The organism is Exiguobacterium sp. SH0S1 (assembly GCF_004337165.1).
In the GTDB taxonomy this organism is placed as follows: domain Bacteria; phylum Bacillota; class Bacilli; order Exiguobacteriales; family Exiguobacteriaceae; genus Exiguobacterium; species Exiguobacterium aurantiacum_A.
Map to the genome: position 1 here is coordinate 289,464 of NZ_SJVC01000002.1, position 16,483 is coordinate 305,946.

At 54.7% G+C, this 16,483-nt stretch carries 19 protein-coding genes; 11 read left to right on the forward strand and 8 right to left on the reverse strand.

Annotation, left to right across the window (positions count from 1 at the left end; genetic code table 11):
• Window positions 1–78 precede the first annotated feature (78 nt).
• The 4 genes from gnd (at window position 79) to EVJ20_RS08195 (ending at window position 4,452) form a co-directional block, all read left to right on the forward strand.
• Window positions 79–963, forward strand: coding sequence for a phosphogluconate dehydrogenase (NAD(+)-dependent, decarboxylating) (gene gnd / locus EVJ20_RS08180; protein WP_131507861.1), 885 nt, complete (start codon window positions 79–81; stop codon window positions 961–963).
• A gap of 82 nt (window positions 964–1,045) precedes the next feature.
• Window positions 1,046–2,389, forward strand: a complete 1,344-nt coding sequence (locus EVJ20_RS08185; protein WP_016507825.1) for a GntT/GntP/DsdX family permease — start codon at window positions 1,046–1,048, stop codon at window positions 2,387–2,389.
• Between the two features lie 16 nt (window positions 2,390–2,405).
• Window positions 2,406–3,905 carry a gluconokinase gene (gene gntK, locus EVJ20_RS08190; protein WP_131507863.1) on the forward strand — a complete coding sequence of 500 codons (1,500 nt, stop codon included), beginning with the start codon at window positions 2,406–2,408 and terminating at the stop codon, window positions 3,903–3,905.
• A gap of 244 nt (window positions 3,906–4,149) precedes the next feature.
• Window positions 4,150–4,452: a hypothetical protein gene (locus EVJ20_RS08195; RefSeq protein ID WP_131464474.1), complete on the forward strand. Its 303-nt coding sequence runs from the start codon at window positions 4,150–4,152 to the stop codon at window positions 4,450–4,452.
• Between the two features lie 42 nt (window positions 4,453–4,494).
• Here EVJ20_RS08195 and EVJ20_RS08200 read toward each other — a convergent pair whose 3' ends face one another.
• Entirely contained in the window at window positions 4,495–5,010 is a 516-nt protein-coding gene (locus tag EVJ20_RS08200) for a dihydrofolate reductase family protein (protein ID WP_131464477.1), read from the reverse strand.
• A gap of 66 nt (window positions 5,011–5,076) precedes the next feature.
• On the opposite strand from EVJ20_RS08200, the gene EVJ20_RS08205 reads away from it, so the two are divergent.
• From EVJ20_RS08205 to EVJ20_RS08210, 3 genes are all read left to right on the forward strand, one after another.
• The gene (locus EVJ20_RS08205) at window positions 5,077–5,976 is read left to right on the forward strand and encodes a helix-turn-helix transcriptional regulator (protein ID WP_131458514.1); all 900 of its coding nucleotides are present in this window, start codon (window positions 5,077–5,079) and stop codon (window positions 5,974–5,976) included.
• 84 nt (window positions 5,977–6,060) lie between these two features.
• The gene (locus EVJ20_RS15345; RefSeq protein WP_268887656.1) at window positions 6,061–6,192 is read left to right on the forward strand and encodes a hypothetical protein; all 132 of its coding nucleotides are present in this window, start codon (window positions 6,061–6,063) and stop codon (window positions 6,190–6,192) included.
• A gap of 321 nt (window positions 6,193–6,513) precedes the next feature.
• A complete protein-coding gene (locus EVJ20_RS08210; protein ID WP_131504889.1) occupies window positions 6,514–7,230 on the forward strand; it encodes a polysaccharide deacetylase family protein in 717 nt (238 codons plus the stop codon).
• A gap of 34 nt (window positions 7,231–7,264) precedes the next feature.
• On the opposite strand, the gene EVJ20_RS08215 is transcribed toward EVJ20_RS08210, so the two are convergent.
• The 6 genes from EVJ20_RS08215 to EVJ20_RS08240 form a co-directional block, all read right to left on the reverse strand.
• On the reverse strand, window positions 7,265–7,687 hold the full coding sequence (locus tag EVJ20_RS08215; RefSeq protein ID WP_255570025.1) for a cytidine deaminase: 423 nt from the start codon (window positions 7,685–7,687) through the stop codon (window positions 7,265–7,267).
• A 146-nt stretch (window positions 7,688–7,833) separates the two neighbouring features.
• A complete protein-coding gene (locus EVJ20_RS08220) occupies window positions 7,834–8,865 on the reverse strand; it encodes a FecCD family ABC transporter permease (protein WP_131507865.1) in 1,032 nt (343 codons plus the stop codon).
• Window positions 8,862–9,881, reverse strand: a complete 1,020-nt coding sequence (locus EVJ20_RS08225) for a FecCD family ABC transporter permease (RefSeq protein ID WP_070328124.1) — start codon at window positions 9,879–9,881, stop codon at window positions 8,862–8,864. Before EVJ20_RS08225 ends, EVJ20_RS08220 begins: the two co-directional genes overlap by 4 nt.
• A 4-nt stretch (window positions 9,882–9,885) precedes the next feature.
• Window positions 9,886–10,905: an iron-siderophore ABC transporter substrate-binding protein gene (locus EVJ20_RS08230; RefSeq protein WP_131507988.1), complete on the reverse strand. Its 1,020-nt coding sequence runs from the start codon at window positions 10,903–10,905 to the stop codon at window positions 9,886–9,888.
• 186 nt (window positions 10,906–11,091) lie between these two features.
• Window positions 11,092–11,583 (reverse strand): hypothetical protein, encoded by a 492-nt coding sequence (locus EVJ20_RS08235; protein WP_131507867.1) that lies wholly within the window; start codon window positions 11,581–11,583, stop codon window positions 11,092–11,094.
• Window positions 11,584–11,693: 110 nt separating this feature from the next.
• A complete protein-coding gene (locus tag EVJ20_RS08240) occupies window positions 11,694–12,287 on the reverse strand; it encodes an FMN-binding negative transcriptional regulator (protein WP_131507869.1) in 594 nt (197 codons plus the stop codon).
• A 167-nt stretch (window positions 12,288–12,454) separates the two neighbouring features.
• Between EVJ20_RS08240 and EVJ20_RS08245 the strand changes: the two genes are divergently transcribed.
• From EVJ20_RS08245 to EVJ20_RS08260, 4 genes are all read left to right on the forward strand, one after another.
• Window positions 12,455–13,126, forward strand: coding sequence for a haloacid dehalogenase type II (locus tag EVJ20_RS08245; protein WP_131507871.1), 672 nt, complete (start codon window positions 12,455–12,457; stop codon window positions 13,124–13,126).
• A 29-nt stretch (window positions 13,127–13,155) separates the two neighbouring features.
• On the forward strand, window positions 13,156–13,770 hold the full coding sequence (locus tag EVJ20_RS08250) for a flavodoxin family protein (protein ID WP_131490204.1): 615 nt from the start codon (window positions 13,156–13,158) through the stop codon (window positions 13,768–13,770).
• A gap of 88 nt (window positions 13,771–13,858) precedes the next feature.
• A complete protein-coding gene (locus EVJ20_RS08255) occupies window positions 13,859–14,218 on the forward strand; it encodes a DUF2200 domain-containing protein (protein ID WP_131507873.1) in 360 nt (119 codons plus the stop codon).
• Entirely contained in the window at window positions 14,218–14,640 is a 423-nt protein-coding gene (locus EVJ20_RS08260; RefSeq protein WP_131507875.1) for a DUF1801 domain-containing protein, read from the forward strand. Before EVJ20_RS08255 ends, EVJ20_RS08260 begins: the two co-directional genes overlap by 1 nt.
• 41 nt (window positions 14,641–14,681) lie before the next feature.
• On the opposite strand, the gene EVJ20_RS08265 is transcribed toward EVJ20_RS08260, so the two are convergent.
• Entirely contained in the window at window positions 14,682–16,391 is a 1,710-nt protein-coding gene (locus EVJ20_RS08265) for a methyl-accepting chemotaxis protein (protein WP_131490207.1), read from the reverse strand.
• Between the last annotated feature and the right edge of the window lie 92 nt (window positions 16,392–16,483).

Here is a 16,483-nt window from a genome sequence, read left to right on the forward strand (position 1 = left end):
CAATCTCTATTGAAAATCGAATTTTATTTGATATTATGGACTAGAGACGGAAAAAAATTCTTTTTTTGAGGTGACGTTATGAAAATCGGTTTGATTGGATTAGGTAAAATGGGTTACAACTTGGCGCTCAATTTGAGCGACCACGGTCACACGGTCATCGGAACGGACGCGTCGAGCGTCGAGGCGACGACAGCGTTTGAGATCGTCCCGACACTCAAGGACGTCGTCGACAAGCTTGAGGCGCCCCGTGTCGTCTGGGCGATGGTCCCGGCTGGTGACATCACCGAGACGGTGCTCACTGAACTCTTCGAGCGACTCGAACCTGGTGACATCGTCATTGACGGCGGCAACTCGAACTATAAATTGTCGGTCTCACGCGCCGAGCAGTTCGCAGAGAAGAACATCTCGTTCTTCGACTGCGGGACGAGCGGCGGGACGGACGGTGCACGCAACGGGGCCTGCACGATGGTCGGCGGTGACGCCGACGCGTGGCCAACCATCGAGCCGATCTTCAAGGACCTCTCGGTCGAGAACGGCTACTTGTACACGGGACCGGCCGGCAGCGGCCACTTCCTCAAGATGATCCACAACGGCATCGAATACGGCATGATGCAAGCCATTGCCGAAGGGTTTGATATTTTAGAGAAGAGCCCGTTCGACTACGACTACGAACAAGTCGCCCGAGTCTGGAACCACGGCTCGGTCGTCCGGTCATGGCTCATGGAACTGACCGAGAACGCGTTCAAAAAAGACGCCAAGCTCGATGAGATCCGTGGCGTCATGCATTCTTCAGGGGAAGGAAAATGGACGGTCGAGACGGCGCTCGAACTGCAGGCGGCGGCCCCGGTCATCGCCATGTCACTCATGATGCGCTATCGCTCGCTCGAGGACGACACGTTCTCAGGTAAAGTCGTCGCCGCACTCCGCAACGAGTTCGGAGGCCACGCGGTCGTCAAAAAATAATGTTCGGGAGAAGGTCAGGGGTGGCCTTTTCCTTTGTAAAAATTTGTAAACGGTTACACATACGGTAAAGGGGGAACTAAATATGTCAGGCTCTACACTTATCTTGATCGCCGTCGCCGGCATCTTCTTGCTCTTATTTTTGGTCATGCGGACGAAACTTCATGCGTTCGTCTCGCTCTTGCTCGTCAGCTTGCTCGTTGGGATCGCGGCCGGAATGCCGCTCGGGGATGTCATCACCTCGATTCAGAACGGGATGGGCGGGACGCTAGGTTTCGTCGCCGTCGTCGTCGGACTCGGTGCCATGTTTGGTAAAATGTTAGAAGTATCAGGTGGCGCGGAACGTCTCGCCCAGACACTCGTCAACAAGTTCGGTGAGGACAAGGCACAATGGGCACTCGCCATCACCGGCTTCATCGTCGCCGTCCCGGTCTTCTTCGACGTCGGCTTCATCATTCTCGTTCCGATCGTTTATGGCCTCGCCAAGCGGACGGGTCGCTCGCTGCTCTACTACGGCATCCCGCTCCTCGCCGGCCTCGCCGTCACACATAGCTTCATCCCGCCGACACCAGGTCCGATTGCGGTCGCAAACCTCATCGGTGCCGAGCTCGGTTGGGTCATCTTGTTCGGAGTGATCGCCGGGATTCCGGCAGCGATTCTCGCCGGTCCAATTTTCGGGAAGTACATCGCGAACAAGATTCACGTCACCATCCCGGACTATATGGAATTTGAAGAGATCGACACATCGAAAGAACTGCCAAGTTTCAAAATGATCATCTCGCTCATCTCGATCCCGCTCGTGTTGATTCTTGCGAACACGTTGTCTGCGGTACTGTTAGATGAAGGAAATACGATTCGTACGTTCTTGACGTTCATGGGTCATCCGTTCGTCGCTTTGACGATCGCGACGCTCCTCACGTTCATCTTCCTCGGCACGCGCCGTGGTTACACACGTGACGAAGTGCAAGAGATTGCGACGAAAGCGCTCGAACCGGCCGGGATCATCATCCTCGTCACCGGTGCCGGCGGCGTGTTCAAACAAATCTTGATCGACTCAGGTGTCGGTGACGTCCTTGGGGAGATGATGGCCGGGTCACCGCTTCCGGCGATCGTGCTCGCCTTCTTGATTGCGACCGTCGTCCGCGTCGCCCAAGGTTCAGCGACCGTATCGATGGTCACGGCGGCAGGACTCATCACGCCGCTTCTTGAGATTCAAAACATCACTGGGGCCGCGCTCGGCTTGATCGTCATCGCCATCGCTTCCGGTGCGACTGTCCTCTCACACGTCAACGACTCGGGCTTCTGGCTCGTCAACCGCTACTTCGGTCTAGACGTGAAAGACACGCTCAAATCGTGGACCGTCATGGAGACGATTATCGGACTGACCGGATTTGCGGTCGTCTTCTTGATCAGCCTATTCATCATTTAACAAAGGAAGTGATTGTGTGTACACCATTGGCGTCGACATCGGGACGACGAGTACGAAAGCCGTCCTGTTTCAGAATCACCAACAACTCGCGGTACATAACGTGCTGTACCCGCTCCTCACCCCGGACACGGAGACGGCCGAGCAAGACCCGGTCGTCATCTACGGGGCGGTGCTTGAAGCAGTCAGTGCCGTCCGGGCGCAAGCCGACGGGCCGATCCGCTTCGTCTCGTTCAGCTCAGCGATGCACAGCTTGATTGCACTCGATGTGTCAGGGCATCCGCTCACGAACAGTATCACCTGGGCCGATAGCCGGGCCAACCCGTACACGCAGGAGATTAAACGCGACTTTGACGCGAGCGCGCTTCATATGCGCACCGGCACACCGGTCCATCCGATGGCGCCGCTGTCGAAACTGCGTTGGTTAAAAGCGGAACATGCGGACGTGTTCAAGCGTGCCGCCAAGTTCGTCTCGATCAAAGAGTACGTCTTCTATCGCCTGACCGGACGCTTCGTCGTCGACCATTCGATCGCCTCGGCGACCGGTCTGTTCAATTTGAAGACGTGCGACTGGGACGCGGAGGCGTTACATATCGCCGGCGTCACACCGGACCAACTGTCTGAACTCGTCCCGACGACCGAGATCATTCAATTAAAGCAAGACGTGCGTGAGACGCTCGGCTGGGACTTCCCGCTCGTTATCGGGGCAAGCGACGGCGTGCTATCGAACCTCGGTGTCGGGGCGTTCGAACCGGGCGTCGTCGCCGTCACGATCGGGACGAGCGGTGCCATCCGGACGGTCGTCCGTGAGCCGGTCGAGGACCCGAAAGGCCGGATTTTCTGTTACGCCTTGACCGACAAGCATTGGGTCATCGGTGGACCGGTCAACAACGGAGGCATCATCTTGCGTTGGCTCCGCGACGAGTTCGCGGCGAGCGAGGTCGAGACGGCGAAACGGCTCGGCATGGACGCCTATGACGTGTTGACGCGCATCGCCGAGACGGTCAAACCGGGTTCTGACGGACTGTTGTTCCACCCGTACTTGATGGGCGAACGGGCCCCGCTCTGGGACTCGAACGCGCGCGGCTCATTCTTCGGTCTGAGCATCCACCATAAACGCGAGCACTTCATCCGCGCTGTCTTAGAAGGCGTCATCTTCAACTTGTACACGGTCATGCTCGCACTCGACGAACTGACAGGCGCACCGAACCGGATCCATGCGACGGGCGGATTCGCCCAGTCGAAGCTATGGCGCCAGATGATGGCCGACATCTTTGACACGCCGGTCGTCGTACCGGAGAGCCATGAGAGTTCGTGCTTAGGTGCGGTCATGCTCGGTGAGTATGCGTTCGGTGACATCGACGACTTCACGGCCGTACCGCAAGTGACGCATGAGCACATTCCGGACGTAGAGGCGACGACAATCTACCGGGAACTACTCCCGATTTATATTCGCTTATCGCGTCATTTCGCGGAAGAGTATGAAGCGATTGCTGCGTTTCAGCGGAAACATGTGTGAGAGAAGCCGAGTCCTTCAAGGGCTCGGTTTTTTGAGGGAATCAATTATTCGGATGCGGTCGCAGGTGCTAAAGTACATCCGTCATCGGAATACGATCATTCGAATGAATGACAGGATTACGAAAGGATATTCAATTACATATATGGAAAATAACGATAGGGTTAAAAGTGTCTACACTGCCCTTGGAAGGGTTATAAGTTTTAGTGAATGAAAAGGATGATCATCAGGAGAAGGGATTGATTCAGTGGCCATTGCTGTCGGATATATCATTGCATGTATAGGTGCACTTGCGGCTTATTTGCTTAGTACAGGAGAATCGAGAAAGAAAAAATATAAAATATGGGGCATCGCTCTGATGCTTCCCATTTCACCCGCTTTAGCTTTTTCGATTGGACTCTCTTATGCAATTAGTGTCCAAAATGGTTGGGCCGGATTAATCATGTGGCTTATCTTCCCTATTATTTTCTTAATCGGACTCACTCTGCTGTTAGTTGGCATTTTCAAAAAAGAAAAAGATAACCAAGCGAACAGAACTTCTAGTACATAGAAGTTCTGTTCGACTTGATTGTCTTCAAGAAATTGAGCGATTTCACTCGTACGTCACCATGACGAACTGTCCGGACGCGCGCTGACTCGTCAGTCTCAACTTCGTCTCCTTCGTGCCTTCCGGGAAGAGCGGGATGCCTTCTCCTAGGACGACCGGTGCGATGGCGATCTCATAACGATCGATCAAATCGTGTTCCATCGCGGCCTTGATGATTTCCCCGCCGCCGATGAGCCAGACGTCTTTGTCGACTTCTCGTTTCAACCGCTCGATCAACTGCTCGATCGGCTCGTCCGTAAACGTGACGTGCTCGGCTTCCCGCTCCGGGCTCCGCGTCAGAATGTAGTTCGGGATGTCCGGGTACGGATAGCGGTCAGGCTCTAACTTCAACACTTCCTCGTATGTCTTCCGCCCCATGATGACCGCACCGACCGTCTTGAAGAAGTCGGCGTAACCGTTGTCCCCATCCCCAATAATTTCAAATAGCCAATCGAGCTGATCGTTCGTCCGAGCGATCTTTCCATCTAAACTCATCGCGATATATACGACGACGTTTGCCATGATGTATTCCTCCTTGGTTCGTGATACATTCAGCTTAATCGACAAACACGACAAAACATGACGGGAATGGTTCATTTGAAAAAACGACATTTGCAGTTGATCCGATTGCTCAACCGGGGACGACGCTTCACGGCGGACGAACTGGCGACAGAGACGGGTGCCTCGGTCCGGACGATTCAACGGGACATGTTCACGCTTGAAGAACTCGGCTATCCGATATGGAGCGTCCCTGGCACGGGCGGCGGTTATGAGATGTTGCCGAACCGCTTGCTACCGCCGCTCCAGCTCCGGGAGCAAGAAGCGGTCGCGCTCTACCTCACGCTCAAATGGATGGAACAGATCCCGGACGTACCGTTCGGCGATATGCGCGACACGCTGTCCGACTGGTACGTGAACGAGCTGCCGCACGACCTCGAGATGAAGATCGCCCGACTTGAAAAGAACATTCTTTGGCTCGGGAACAAGACTGTCCCGCCGGCACCGTTCACGAAAGACGTCTATGAGGCGGTCGAACGAAAACGAAAAGTCGAAATGACGTACGCGACGACGAAAGGACAACGGACGTTCACAATCGAGCCGGTCGGGATGGCGCTCCTCAACTTCAAATGGTACGTGTTCGGTCTCTCGGATTACGGGTTGCGTCAATATCGGATCGACCGGGTCGAAGCGCTACGCCTGCTCGATAAGACGTTTGAAGCAGATGATTTGGCGACGCTCCTCGAAGCAATTGACGAACGAACCGGCGTGACCGTCCGGCTCAATATCACTCCGCTCGGCCGCCGTCTGCTTGAAGACGTATTACCCGATATCGCTGAAAAGAATGAGTGGGATGTGCCGGAAGCAGAGCTCCCGTTCTTGTCGCGGCAGTTGCTCGCGGCCGGCGCGGAAGTCGAGGTCGTGGCACCGATCGAATTGCGTGAGATGATGCGAGATCAAACAGAACGGCTTTGGGACCTGTATCGGTGAGCAAATCGATGCTTTGGCCTCATGTCAAAATTGTCTTTATATGGTAATATCAGTTCATATTGCTACATGTAAAGGAGCGCTATTATGACTAACAAGCTATCGTTCTCCACGTTATTCCTTTCCATCAGTGTCATCTCCCTCTGCGCCATCATGGTATACCTCAACGTCTCGACGCTCGAGTTGAACGAGACGATTGGTTCAGGCGTTTTCTATTAAAAGGGCTATTATGAGGAAGGAAATATGATTGTCACCGAGCAAGGTATCGGCGTCATCACGTTGCCACTCGCGATCGGACTCGTCACATCGACACTCATCAAGGTCGTCCGGTACTACAAAACACCAGCGTTCACGAACTAAAAATCAGCCCGTCAATCAACCGATTGATGGGCTTTGTCTTGGCTATAAACGAGCAACGCGAATCATCCATTTCTTGTACAAAAATATGCTGTTTCGCCTTCTAATCGGGTAAAGAGTAACGTATATTTCACGCCGGCACCGTCCAACCCCCGTCGACTTAACGTTAGGAGGGTTTGTACGATGAAGAAGAGCTTGATTTTGTTCGTGTTGGCCTGTCTGTTGCTCAGCCCTTTGTCGCCAGCAAGCGCGGCGACGCCAAAAGCGTACAACGACCGCAGCCTCATTTATTTGACGTTCGATGACGGGCCGCATCGTCAGACGGGCGCGTTGCTCGACGTTTTGAAGAAGCATAAGGTCAAGGCCACGTTTTTCATTCTCGGCAACAATATAAAAGGCAATGAGAAACTGCTGAAGCGGATTGTCGCCGAAGGACACCTCATCGCTCTGCACGGGATGACGCACGACCGGCATAAGTTTTACCGGACGCCGACGACAGCCGTGCGCGAGATGCAGACGGTCCAAAAGCTCGTCTTCCAAGTGACAGGCGTCAAATCGAACATCGTCCGCACCCCATACGGCAGCAATCCGTACATGACGTCAGCGCACAGGCAAGCGATGGCGAAAGCCGGCTTCCAAATGTGGGACTGGAACATCGACAGTCTCGACTACCGGTATAAGTCGGACAACCGCCGCGTCCAAAATCAAGTGTTCGCCCGGCTCGACGCGAACTACAGAGCGAGAATCGCCTCGATCATCCTGACGCACGACCATTCGATCACCCCGACCGCACTCGACTACATCCTCCGACATTCGAAGAAACGCGGCTACGAATTCAGGACGCTACAAGGCATCAAAACCCCGCACAACTTCTTCAATAAATGGAAGCCAAGACAGTAAAAAATGCCGAGTCGCATGGACTCGGCACTGCTGTTTACATTTCGAGCTCTGTGAACGCGAGCGGAACGAGTTCTTCGAGCGTCACTTCTTTGACGTCGGCGTTGCCGTTCGTGAGCAACACTTTAAAGTCCGGATCACCGAACTCGACGAGCACTTGACGGCAGATGCTGCACGGCGGCAAGAAGTCGACCGTGTCACCTGACACCGCGACGGCTTCGAAGTCGCCTTTTTTATAGCCTTGCGCGATGGCCGTGAACACAGCCGTGCGCTCGGCACAGTTCGTCGCTCCGAACGAGACGTTCTCGACGTTGACGCCGTCGATGACCGTCCCGTCCTTCATAAGAAGGGCCGCTCCGACGCGGAAATTCGAATACGGTGAGTAGGCGTTCTCTTTCAATTGACGGGCGCGCTCGACTAATTGTTGTTGGTTCATGGGATTGTATCCTCTCTGACTCAAAATGAACTGATGCCAGTTCCCGTGCCTCGATTTTTGGGCAGGATTTTTAGCATACACCCCACATCGACCAAAGTCAACGTCTTTTTGATGGCGCTTTCACCTAGACGAAACAGGAGCCGTGTCCCACCAGACACGGCTCCTGTCGTCTACAATTCCCCTCTCCGGTTCATCCGGATCAAGAGGTAAATCAAATACGGTGCCCCGACCATACCGGTGATGACACCGACCGGATAGCGGACTGTGAAAGCGAACTGTCCGATCAAGTCGGCGGCGAGCACGAGAATGACGCCGACGAGTCCGGCCGGAATGATCGTCGACCGTCCATCCCCGACGAGCCGTTTCGCGATCGGTCCGGCAAGGAAAGCGATGAAAGCGATCGGTCCGGTCGTCGCAGTCGCTAAGGCGAGCATGAGCACCGAGGCGATGATCAAGAGGATCCGGGTCTGGTTCGTCTTGATGCCGAGCGACGTCGCCGTCATCTCCCCGAGCTCTAAAATCTGCAGCTGCCGGCTGAGGCGGAGGATGACCGGGAGACAGAGGGCGACCGCGAGCATGAGCGGCGGCAACGTCTCCATCTTGACCCCGTTCAAACTGCCGCTCAGCCAACGCATCGCCGTCCCGACATCGTTTTGGCGACTGATGAGCAATAAGTAGTTGATGACCGCGGTCAGCATCGCTTGGATGCCGATCCCGACCAAGACGAGACGTCCGATCGAGAAAGCGGCGCCTTTTGATAAGACGTAGAGCACGATCACCGTCGCGAGTCCCCCGATGACCGAGATCACCGAGACGAAAGTGTTGCTCGCCTGCAAGACGACGATGCCGAACACGGCGGCCGCACTCGATCCTGTCGTGATACCGATGACGTTCGGGTTGGCGAGCGGGTTTCTGAGCATCGTCTGGAACACTGTCCCGGCGATACCGAACGCGAGTCCTGAGAAGACGCCGGCGAGCATGCGTGGCAGACGGATCGTGCCTACGGCGAACGACGCACCCGGTACTTGTTCCCCGAACAAGACATGGACGACATCCGCGACCGGATAGATCGTATTACCGAGCATGAGCATCAATGCGCTCAAGGCGAGCGCGAGCACGAATAGCACGAGCGTCACGAACACCGTACGCTGCCGGCGCTTGCGACTATTGTGAATGATAGGTTGAACTGACTGTTTCATCATAGGCCACGCACCTTCACTTTCATCGTCAAGGCGATCAAAATCGGCGCCCCGACGAACGCGGTGACGATGCCGACTTCAAGTTCTCCCGGACTGCCGAGCAAACGCCCGACCACGTCGGCGAACGTCAACAGGATGGCGCCCGATAAGGCCGACATCGGAATGATGTACCGTTCATCCGGGCCGAGCACGAGACGGATCAAGTGCGGGGCCAACAGACCGATAAAGCCGATCGGACCGGCCAATGCCGTCGCTGCGCCACACAAGATGACGCCGGCGAACGAGGCGATGACTTTCAACGAACCGATCCGGACCCCGAGTCCCGTCGCCATCTCTTCGCCGAGCGCCATGATGTTGAGTGACGGGGCCGCGAAAATGGCGATAAAAATGCCGGCGATGAAGAACGGGAGAAACGTTACGATCGAGTCCATCGTCCCCGCCCCGACGCTGCCGACTTGCCAGAACCGGAACTGGTCCATGACGTTCGAGCGCGGGATCATGATTGCCATGACGAGCGAGGACAAGGCCGCACTCGTCGCCGCCCCGGCCAAGACGAGCTTGAGCGGGGTCGAGCCGCCCCGCCCGAGCGAGCCGATACCGAACACGAACGCGGCCGTCAAGAGCGCACCGACGAGGGCGAACCAGATGTAGTCGCCCGCAGTCGAGATGTTGAAGAACGCGATCCCGACGACGACGAACAGCGCCGCGCCCGTGTTCACCCCGAGAATACTCGGGTCAGCGATCGGATTACGTGTCACCGACTGCATCAAAGCACCCGACACACCGAGCGCCGCGCCGCACATGAGACTGAACAGCGTCCGCACGACCCGTTGCCGGACAATGTCCGCTTCATACGACTGAACAGCCGGACGGAATAAACCGTCAAGCAGTTCATCCCATCCGACTGTCCGTGAGCCGAAAGCAAGTGAAGCGAGCATGCAGACGACGAGCAGGACGATCGACCCTACGAGCAGGAGCGGGAAATGTCTCGGCGTTTGCAACTTCTTCAGCGTATTCATATGATTACTCGACTTTCCCGATTGCTGCTGAGACGAGCTTCAAGTAGTCGTCGATCGTGTATTCGATCGAGAGCGGTGACGGTGTCCCGGCAGCCGCAAGTGGCGTGTTGTCTTCGATCATGACGACCGAACCGCGCTCGATGGCCGGTACTTTGCTGTAAAGCGGGTCAGCTTGAAGTGCTTTCAACGTCTCTTCGTTGCCGTAAGCGACGAAGATGTCGACGTCGTTCAAGATGTCGGCGTTCTCCGAGCTGAGCTCGAGGTAGAAGCTGTTCTCGTCTTTAATTTGGTCCGTGATGTTTTTTGGGTACTCCATGCCGAGCTCTTCGATGAAGGCGCCACGCGGGTCACCCGTCGTGTAGATGTAGAACTTCGAAAGGTCGTCCGGGCTGAGCGCGATGAAGGCTGCTTTTTTGCCAGCCATGTCCGGTACTTCAGCCGCTTTGTCAGCGATGAGTTTCTCTGTGTCTTCGATCAACTGTTTGCCTTCTGCTTCCATGCCCATGGCGATCGAGTCGTAGAGGACCGTGTCCTGCCATGATGAGACCCAAGGCGTTTCTTGGTAAGCAACGACCGGTGCGATTTCGCTCAACGTGTCGTAGTCTTCTTGCGTGATGCCTGAGTAGGCAGCCAAGATGACGTCCGGCTGTGAGTCAGCGATCGCTTCGAAGTCGAGACCGTCTGTGTCTTGGTAAATGTTCGGGTTTTCTTCCCCAAGGTCTTTTAGCTTCTCAGCCGTCCATGGCAACATGCCGCTGCCGTCTTGGACACCGTAGTTCGCAGCCGAGAAACCGACTGGGACGACGTCAAGCGCAAGGGCGACGTCTTGGTTCGACCAAGCAATTGTTGCGACGCGTTCCGGTTTCTTGTCGATGACCGTCTCGCCTAACGCATGTTTAATCGTGATCGGATAGCCTTCTGCCGTTTCGGCAGACTCATCTGTCGTGGCCGCATCTTCATTGTTCGAGCCGCATCCTGCGAGCACGAGCACGAAAGCAGACATGATGATGAACATATGTAGCATCTGTTTGTAGTTTTTCACGTTCTTATCCCCTTTTCATATGACAATGCCTTTATAACGACATTGATAATCATTATCATTTATGAGTATAGAATGAATTGAGAAACGTTGTCAATCTGAACTTCAAGATATCTTCTGAAAAATAGAAAAAACCTGCGCCTCTCGATCGATGAGAGATGCAGGTAGTCGTTATAACGTTTGATTGGCCAAATTGATCAATTGTTGAACCGACAAGCGGTTCTCATCGTCGAGTTCAACGGAGTTGCCGTCGATGTAGTAGATGATTCGGGCCGTGAAGCCGTCTCGATTTTGCCACCATAATCCTTGTGACGTCGACTCCGTTTCATCGAAATAGGCCGTTGTCCCGTCAGCAAGCTCGTATTGGTCTCCGTATAATGAGATGTCCTCCATCTCATTGGGTTCATCAACGATTTTATGGACGATATAGTGCAGTTCTTGTGTCGTCTCCTCATTCACATAATGAAACACGAATTGGTGCATGTGGTGCGGCTTTGCGATATCGATTTCACTGTAGCGACGCGTGATATCGAACGGAAACGCCGTCGGTTCTTCAAATTCGTGTTCAATCGGTGGGTTCGGTTGATCTGGCCAGTCCGTCGCCAGCTCCACCAAGGCTAAGATGACAATCAGCCAACCCAGTGTTCGTACGATCCATTTCATCTTCATTTCTCTTCGCTCGATTCGTAAGTGATTTACGTTCCACATTCATGATACGCCTCGTCGCTTCACTTGAGTAGACATCAATGAAACGTCGGGTCAATGAATCAAGGTCACCGTTGCTTGCGCATCACTTCCGCCATCGGACACCCTTCCTGCTCGAGCTCGGAGACGATGCGCGTATAATCGGTCTCGTTCCGATTTTGGCTCAACTTGAACGCCGCCTGCATCTCCGTAACGTCGATGCGGAAACCGACGACGCCATGTTTTTGTCGTTGCACCGGCTCCGATAACTCCTCCCAGACGACGGCGTTCTCTCTCTCCCCTTCATGGTCACGGAGTAGCCCTGCCAGATCTTCCTCGAGTTGTTCCGCGTTCAGGATAGTCGCCTGTCCATATGCATGGACGACCTGATAGTTCCACGTCGACACGTCCTCGTGGCCATACAAGGACGCCGAGATATAGGCGTTCGCTCCTTGGACGATAATGAGCACGGTCTGGTCTTCGATTGTCTGCCATTGTGGGTTGTTTTTGGCGACGTGGGTCGTGAACCAAACGTGGCCATCTTCTGCGTGAAATCGGAGCGGCACGTGTGTCGCGTGCGGCTTCTGCCCGTCATGTGTGACGACGGTGCCGAACGGATGGGCTTTCAAGAAAGCGTGGACTTCTTCAGCGTCGTTGACGGCATATAGTTTTGGAACGTACATCGAATTCCTCCTCCATTGTTAGCTAGCTTATAAACAAAGCGGCTCATCACATTAAGAACTAACACAAACTTACTCGACGAAGCCGCAGACTTCAACTTATCGGACGTGTTTCTAATCTGTCTGTCGGGTATAGGAAAAAGGACGACTGACACTATAGGAGGAATTTGATGAAACCGACAATTCAAGCATTCGTATTCGATGTGTACGGGACGCTGTTCGATGTCCATTCCGTCAAGGCGGCGTGTGACGAACAGTTCCCGGGGAAAGGTGACCAGATCAGTCAGACGTGGCGCACGAAACAACTTGAATATTTCTTCATCCGTCAGATTTCGGGCCGCTACGAAGACTTCTCGGTCGTCACGCGTGACGCCTTGCGTTACGCCTTAGCGGCGGCGGATGTGACCGCATCTAGCGACGTCGAGGATGCGCTCATCGCCACGTATGCGGAGCTCTCGCCATACGAGGAAGTCGAGGACGTGTTGAAGCAGCTGCGGGACACCCAGACCGTCGTCTTGTCGAACGGGACCGCTGACATGCTTGAACAATTGATCGCGAACGCGTCGTTCACCGAACTGTTCGACGAACTCGTCAGCATCGACGGCGTCAAACAGTTCAAGCCGTCACCTGCCGCCTATATGAGCTGGTTCAAGACGACCGACTTGAAGCGGGACGAGGTGCTGTTCATGTCTTCGAACGGCTGGGACATCATCGGCGCCAAGAACTTCGGCTTCCAGACGGCGTGGATCAACCGTGACGGCAAGCCTTTCGAAACGATGGATGTGCGTCCAGACGCGGTCTACGACGACTTGACCGGAATTTTGGAGTGGAGAACTTCCTAACGTCTTGCTTTTGAGAAGGAGGAATCGTGATGAAGGCATTATTTTTGAACTGTTCGTTGAAAGGCGGAGACACGGTATCACATACGGAAGGTCTGATGAAGGACATCATCCCCCACTTTGACAAACTCGGCGTCGAGTCAGAGATCGTCCGCGTCATCGACTACGACGTCGCTTTCGGGGTGACCGAGGACGAAGGGGCTGGCGACGAGTGGCCGCAACTCTTCGCCAAAGTGAAAGCCGCCGACATCCTCATCATCGGGACGCCGCTTTGGCTCGGGGAGAAGAGCAGCGTCGCCACTCAAGTGATCGAACGGCTATACGGCGGGAGCGGGCTGAAAAATGAACACGGTCAAGCCATTTACTACAACAAAGTCGGCGGTGTCGTCGTGACGGGCAACGAGGACGGGGCGAAGCACGCCTGTGCCTCAATCCTGTACGGTTTGTCCCATATCGGCTTCACTATCCCGCCGAACGTCGACGCATACTGGGTCGGCGAAGCCGGTCCAGGCGACTCTTACCTCGACGCCGGCCGCAACAACGCCTTCACGAAAAAGAACGGACGGGTTTTGGCGTATAACCTCTATCATTTCGCGAACATGTTGAAACAACATCCGATCCCGGCTGAAGGCAACATCATGCCGTGACCGACCAAGGCGAGGAATCCACAAACGGATTGATCGTCTTTTGCCGTTGTGTGCGAAAATGAAGGTACCATCCACGAAATGAGGAGATATTATGGCACACCGCATCTACACGACGAGCTTCGCGAGCGTCTATCCGAGTTACGTCGCGAAAGCCGAACGGAAAGGCCGGACGAAAGACGAAGTCGATACGATCATCCGCTGGCTGACCGGCTATGACGAAGCCGGGCTCGAGCGGCAACTCGAAGCCGAAGTCGACTTCAACACGTTTTTCGCATCGGCCCCTGACATGAACGAGGATCGCGCTCTCATCAAAGGCGTCGTCTGCGGCGTCCGCGTCGAGGACGTCGAGGAGCCGCTCATGCGCGAGATCCGGTACTTGGACAAACTCGTCGATGAACTGGCTAAGGGCAAGGCGATCGCGAAGATTTTGCGAGGGGGCGAACAGTAATGGACTATACGACACTCGTCGATGACAAACGGCTCGACAGCTTTATCCGCTTGATTGACGTGATTGATGCGAACTTACCGGACGGGTTCGAGAAGACGACCGACGGGAAAGGTGTCCATTACGTCGTGCCGTTGTCGATGTACCCGCCTGGTTATCACGTGACGCCGGGCACCCCGTTGCCGTTTTTGAGCGTCATCGCCCAGAAGAATCACGTCGCCTTGTATCATATGGGCGTCTACGCCGACGAAGACGTGTTGCGTTGGTTCGAGCAGGCGTACGCTGAACGAGTGCCGACGAAGCTCGATATGGGCAAGAGCTGCATCCGCTTCAAAAACGTGAAGCATATCCCGTACGACTTGATCGGTGAGCTCGTCGCGAAGATGACACCGGACGAGTGGGTCGCCACCTACACAGGACGCTAAAAAAGACAGGTCGATTTTTATGTCGACCTGTCTTTCGTTCGTCATACATTGAATTTTTTCGTCATTTGGCGCATCTCGTCTGCCATGTTCGACAGCTCTTGCGCCGACGCCGTGATTTCTTCCATTGACGCCATCTGTTCTTCCGTCGCCGCCGATGTGTTCTCGGTCTCGGTCGCCGTCGTCTCGGTGATACCTTGAATCTCATGCACCGATGTCAACACTTCGGTCGCACCTGCCGCCATCTCTTCAACAGCACCAGACACTTCCTCGACTTTCTGGCTCACCTCTTCAATCGCGAGCTTAATCTCATCGAACGCCGTCCCTGCCTGTTGGACGTTCGTCACGCTGTGCGCCATATCGTCTTCGACGACGTGCATCGTCTTGACGGCTTGTTTCGTCTCCGTCTGTGTGTCCGTGATCAGCGACGCGATCAACTTCGTCGCGACGGCCGACTCTTCGGCGAGTTTCTTCACTTCAGAGGCGACGACGGCGAACCCGCGTCCATGATCGCCGGCCCGGGCCGCTTCGATGGCCGCATTTAACGCCAGCAAGTTCGTCTGCTCGGCGATGCCTGAAATCGTTCCGGTGATCGTCCCGATCTCTTGGGAACGGACGTCGAGTTGGCCGATGACGTGTTGGAGTGATTTGACTTTCTCATTCATCTCCTCGAGCTGTGTCTCGAGCGTCTCAATTAGTTCATTACCGGCTCCGACTTTTCGGAGTGCGCCTTCCGAGAGCTCTGTCATCTGCTGGGCGCTGCCCGAGACGTGGTGGATTCCGTTCGTCAGTTCCGTCAGTGTGCCGTTCGATTCTTTCACCCGCGTTAATTGGCGGAGCGACCCTGACGCGATCTCTTCCATCGTCACAGCAACCATTTCCGTCGCTTTCGTCGTCTCCTCGACGTTCGATTTCAAGTCGTCCGAAGATGTCGCGACACGTCCAGCCGTCACCGTGACGCTACCGATCAAGTCACGCAAGCTTTCTTTCATCTCATTGAACGACATCGCGAGCGAACCGATCTCGTCACGAGACGTATACGTGCTATCGACGGTCAAGTCACCGGCTCCGGCACGGCTCATAAGTCCATTCAATTCACGGACCGGCCGCACGATGAGACGCGTGATATAGACGCCAAGTCCGATCGAGACGAGTGCGCCGATGGCGACGAGCACCCAAAACAAGAGCACCGACTGAGCACGATTTTCTTGCATCGCCGCACTTGCCGTCTCGGCTTCTTCGTTAATCCCGTCCATGACGACCGTCGCCGTTTCGACGAGCGCGAGGCGGATTGGGCGTAGCTCGCTGACATATTGACGATAGGCTGCCGTATTCTCGTTTCTGATTGCCGGTTGCAAGACGATATCAATCCGTTCCAAATACGTCGTAATCAACGTATTCAAATCTGTGACCTGTTGTTGCATGTCAACATCTGTCGAAGCGAAGTTTTCATTAAACAACTTTAAATTCTCGACCATGCTATCTCGTCGCTCCGTAATATTTTCTTGGAGTTCCGCGTTACGACTTTCTTCGGTTGCTAACATCAACTCGAGTAAATAGCTTTCCAGGGCTCGGTTATCGGTCCGAACTTGACCGAGTGCCCGAATCGGCAACAACCGCTCCTCATAAATTTCTTCCCCCGCGTCGGCCATCCGTCCCATCAAGACGTGGCTGAGCGCCGCGATGATGACAAGCGTCGCGATGAACGCGGTGATGAGCACCGCAAACTTTTTAGACATTTTCAAATTCTTCATGACCATCCCTCCTATCTGCTTTATCGTAGGAAAGAAGGTTCACGTGAAGTGTGATCGCACATGCGTTGACCTAAGTTTCTATTTTTCGACAG

What these genes read in the sequence shown, in the direction of transcription:
- gnd (WP_131507861.1), top strand. Translation starts at nt 79, where the DNA reads ATGAAAATCGGTTTGATTGGATTAGGTAAAATGGGTTACAACTTGGCG.
- EVJ20_RS08185 (WP_016507825.1), top strand. Translation starts at nt 1,046, where the DNA reads ATGTCAGGCTCTACACTTATCTTGATCGCCGTCGCCGGCATCTTCTTG.
- EVJ20_RS08200 (WP_131464477.1), bottom strand. Translation starts at nt 5,010, where the DNA reads ATGGCAAACGTCGTCGTATATATCGCGATGAGTTTAGATGGAAAGATC.
- EVJ20_RS08205 (WP_131458514.1), top strand. Translation starts at nt 5,077, where the DNA reads ATGGTTCATTTGAAAAAACGACATTTGCAGTTGATCCGATTGCTCAAC.
- EVJ20_RS15345 (WP_268887656.1), top strand. Translation starts at nt 6,061, where the DNA reads ATGACTAACAAGCTATCGTTCTCCACGTTATTCCTTTCCATCAGTGTC.
- EVJ20_RS08210 (WP_131504889.1), top strand. Translation starts at nt 6,514, where the DNA reads ATGAAGAAGAGCTTGATTTTGTTCGTGTTGGCCTGTCTGTTGCTCAGC.
- EVJ20_RS08220 (WP_131507865.1), bottom strand. Translation starts at nt 8,865, where the DNA reads ATGATGAAACAGTCAGTTCAACCTATCATTCACAATAGTCGCAAGCGC.
- EVJ20_RS08225 (WP_070328124.1), bottom strand. Translation starts at nt 9,881, where the DNA reads ATGAATACGCTGAAGAAGTTGCAAACGCCGAGACATTTCCCGCTCCTG.
- EVJ20_RS08230 (WP_131507988.1), bottom strand. Translation starts at nt 10,905, where the DNA reads ATGCTACATATGTTCATCATCATGTCTGCTTTCGTGCTCGTGCTCGCA.
- EVJ20_RS08235 (WP_131507867.1), bottom strand. Translation starts at nt 11,583, where the DNA reads ATGAAATGGATCGTACGAACACTGGGTTGGCTGATTGTCATCTTAGCC.
- EVJ20_RS08240 (WP_131507869.1), bottom strand. Translation starts at nt 12,287, where the DNA reads ATGTACGTTCCAAAACTATATGCCGTCAACGACGCTGAAGAAGTCCAC.
- EVJ20_RS08245 (WP_131507871.1), top strand. Translation starts at nt 12,455, where the DNA reads ATGAAACCGACAATTCAAGCATTCGTATTCGATGTGTACGGGACGCTG.
- EVJ20_RS08250 (WP_131490204.1), top strand. Translation starts at nt 13,156, where the DNA reads ATGAAGGCATTATTTTTGAACTGTTCGTTGAAAGGCGGAGACACGGTA.
- EVJ20_RS08260 (WP_131507875.1), top strand. Translation starts at nt 14,218, where the DNA reads ATGGACTATACGACACTCGTCGATGACAAACGGCTCGACAGCTTTATC.
- EVJ20_RS08265 (WP_131490207.1), bottom strand. Translation starts at nt 16,391, where the DNA reads ATGAAGAATTTGAAAATGTCTAAAAAGTTTGCGGTGCTCATCACCGCG.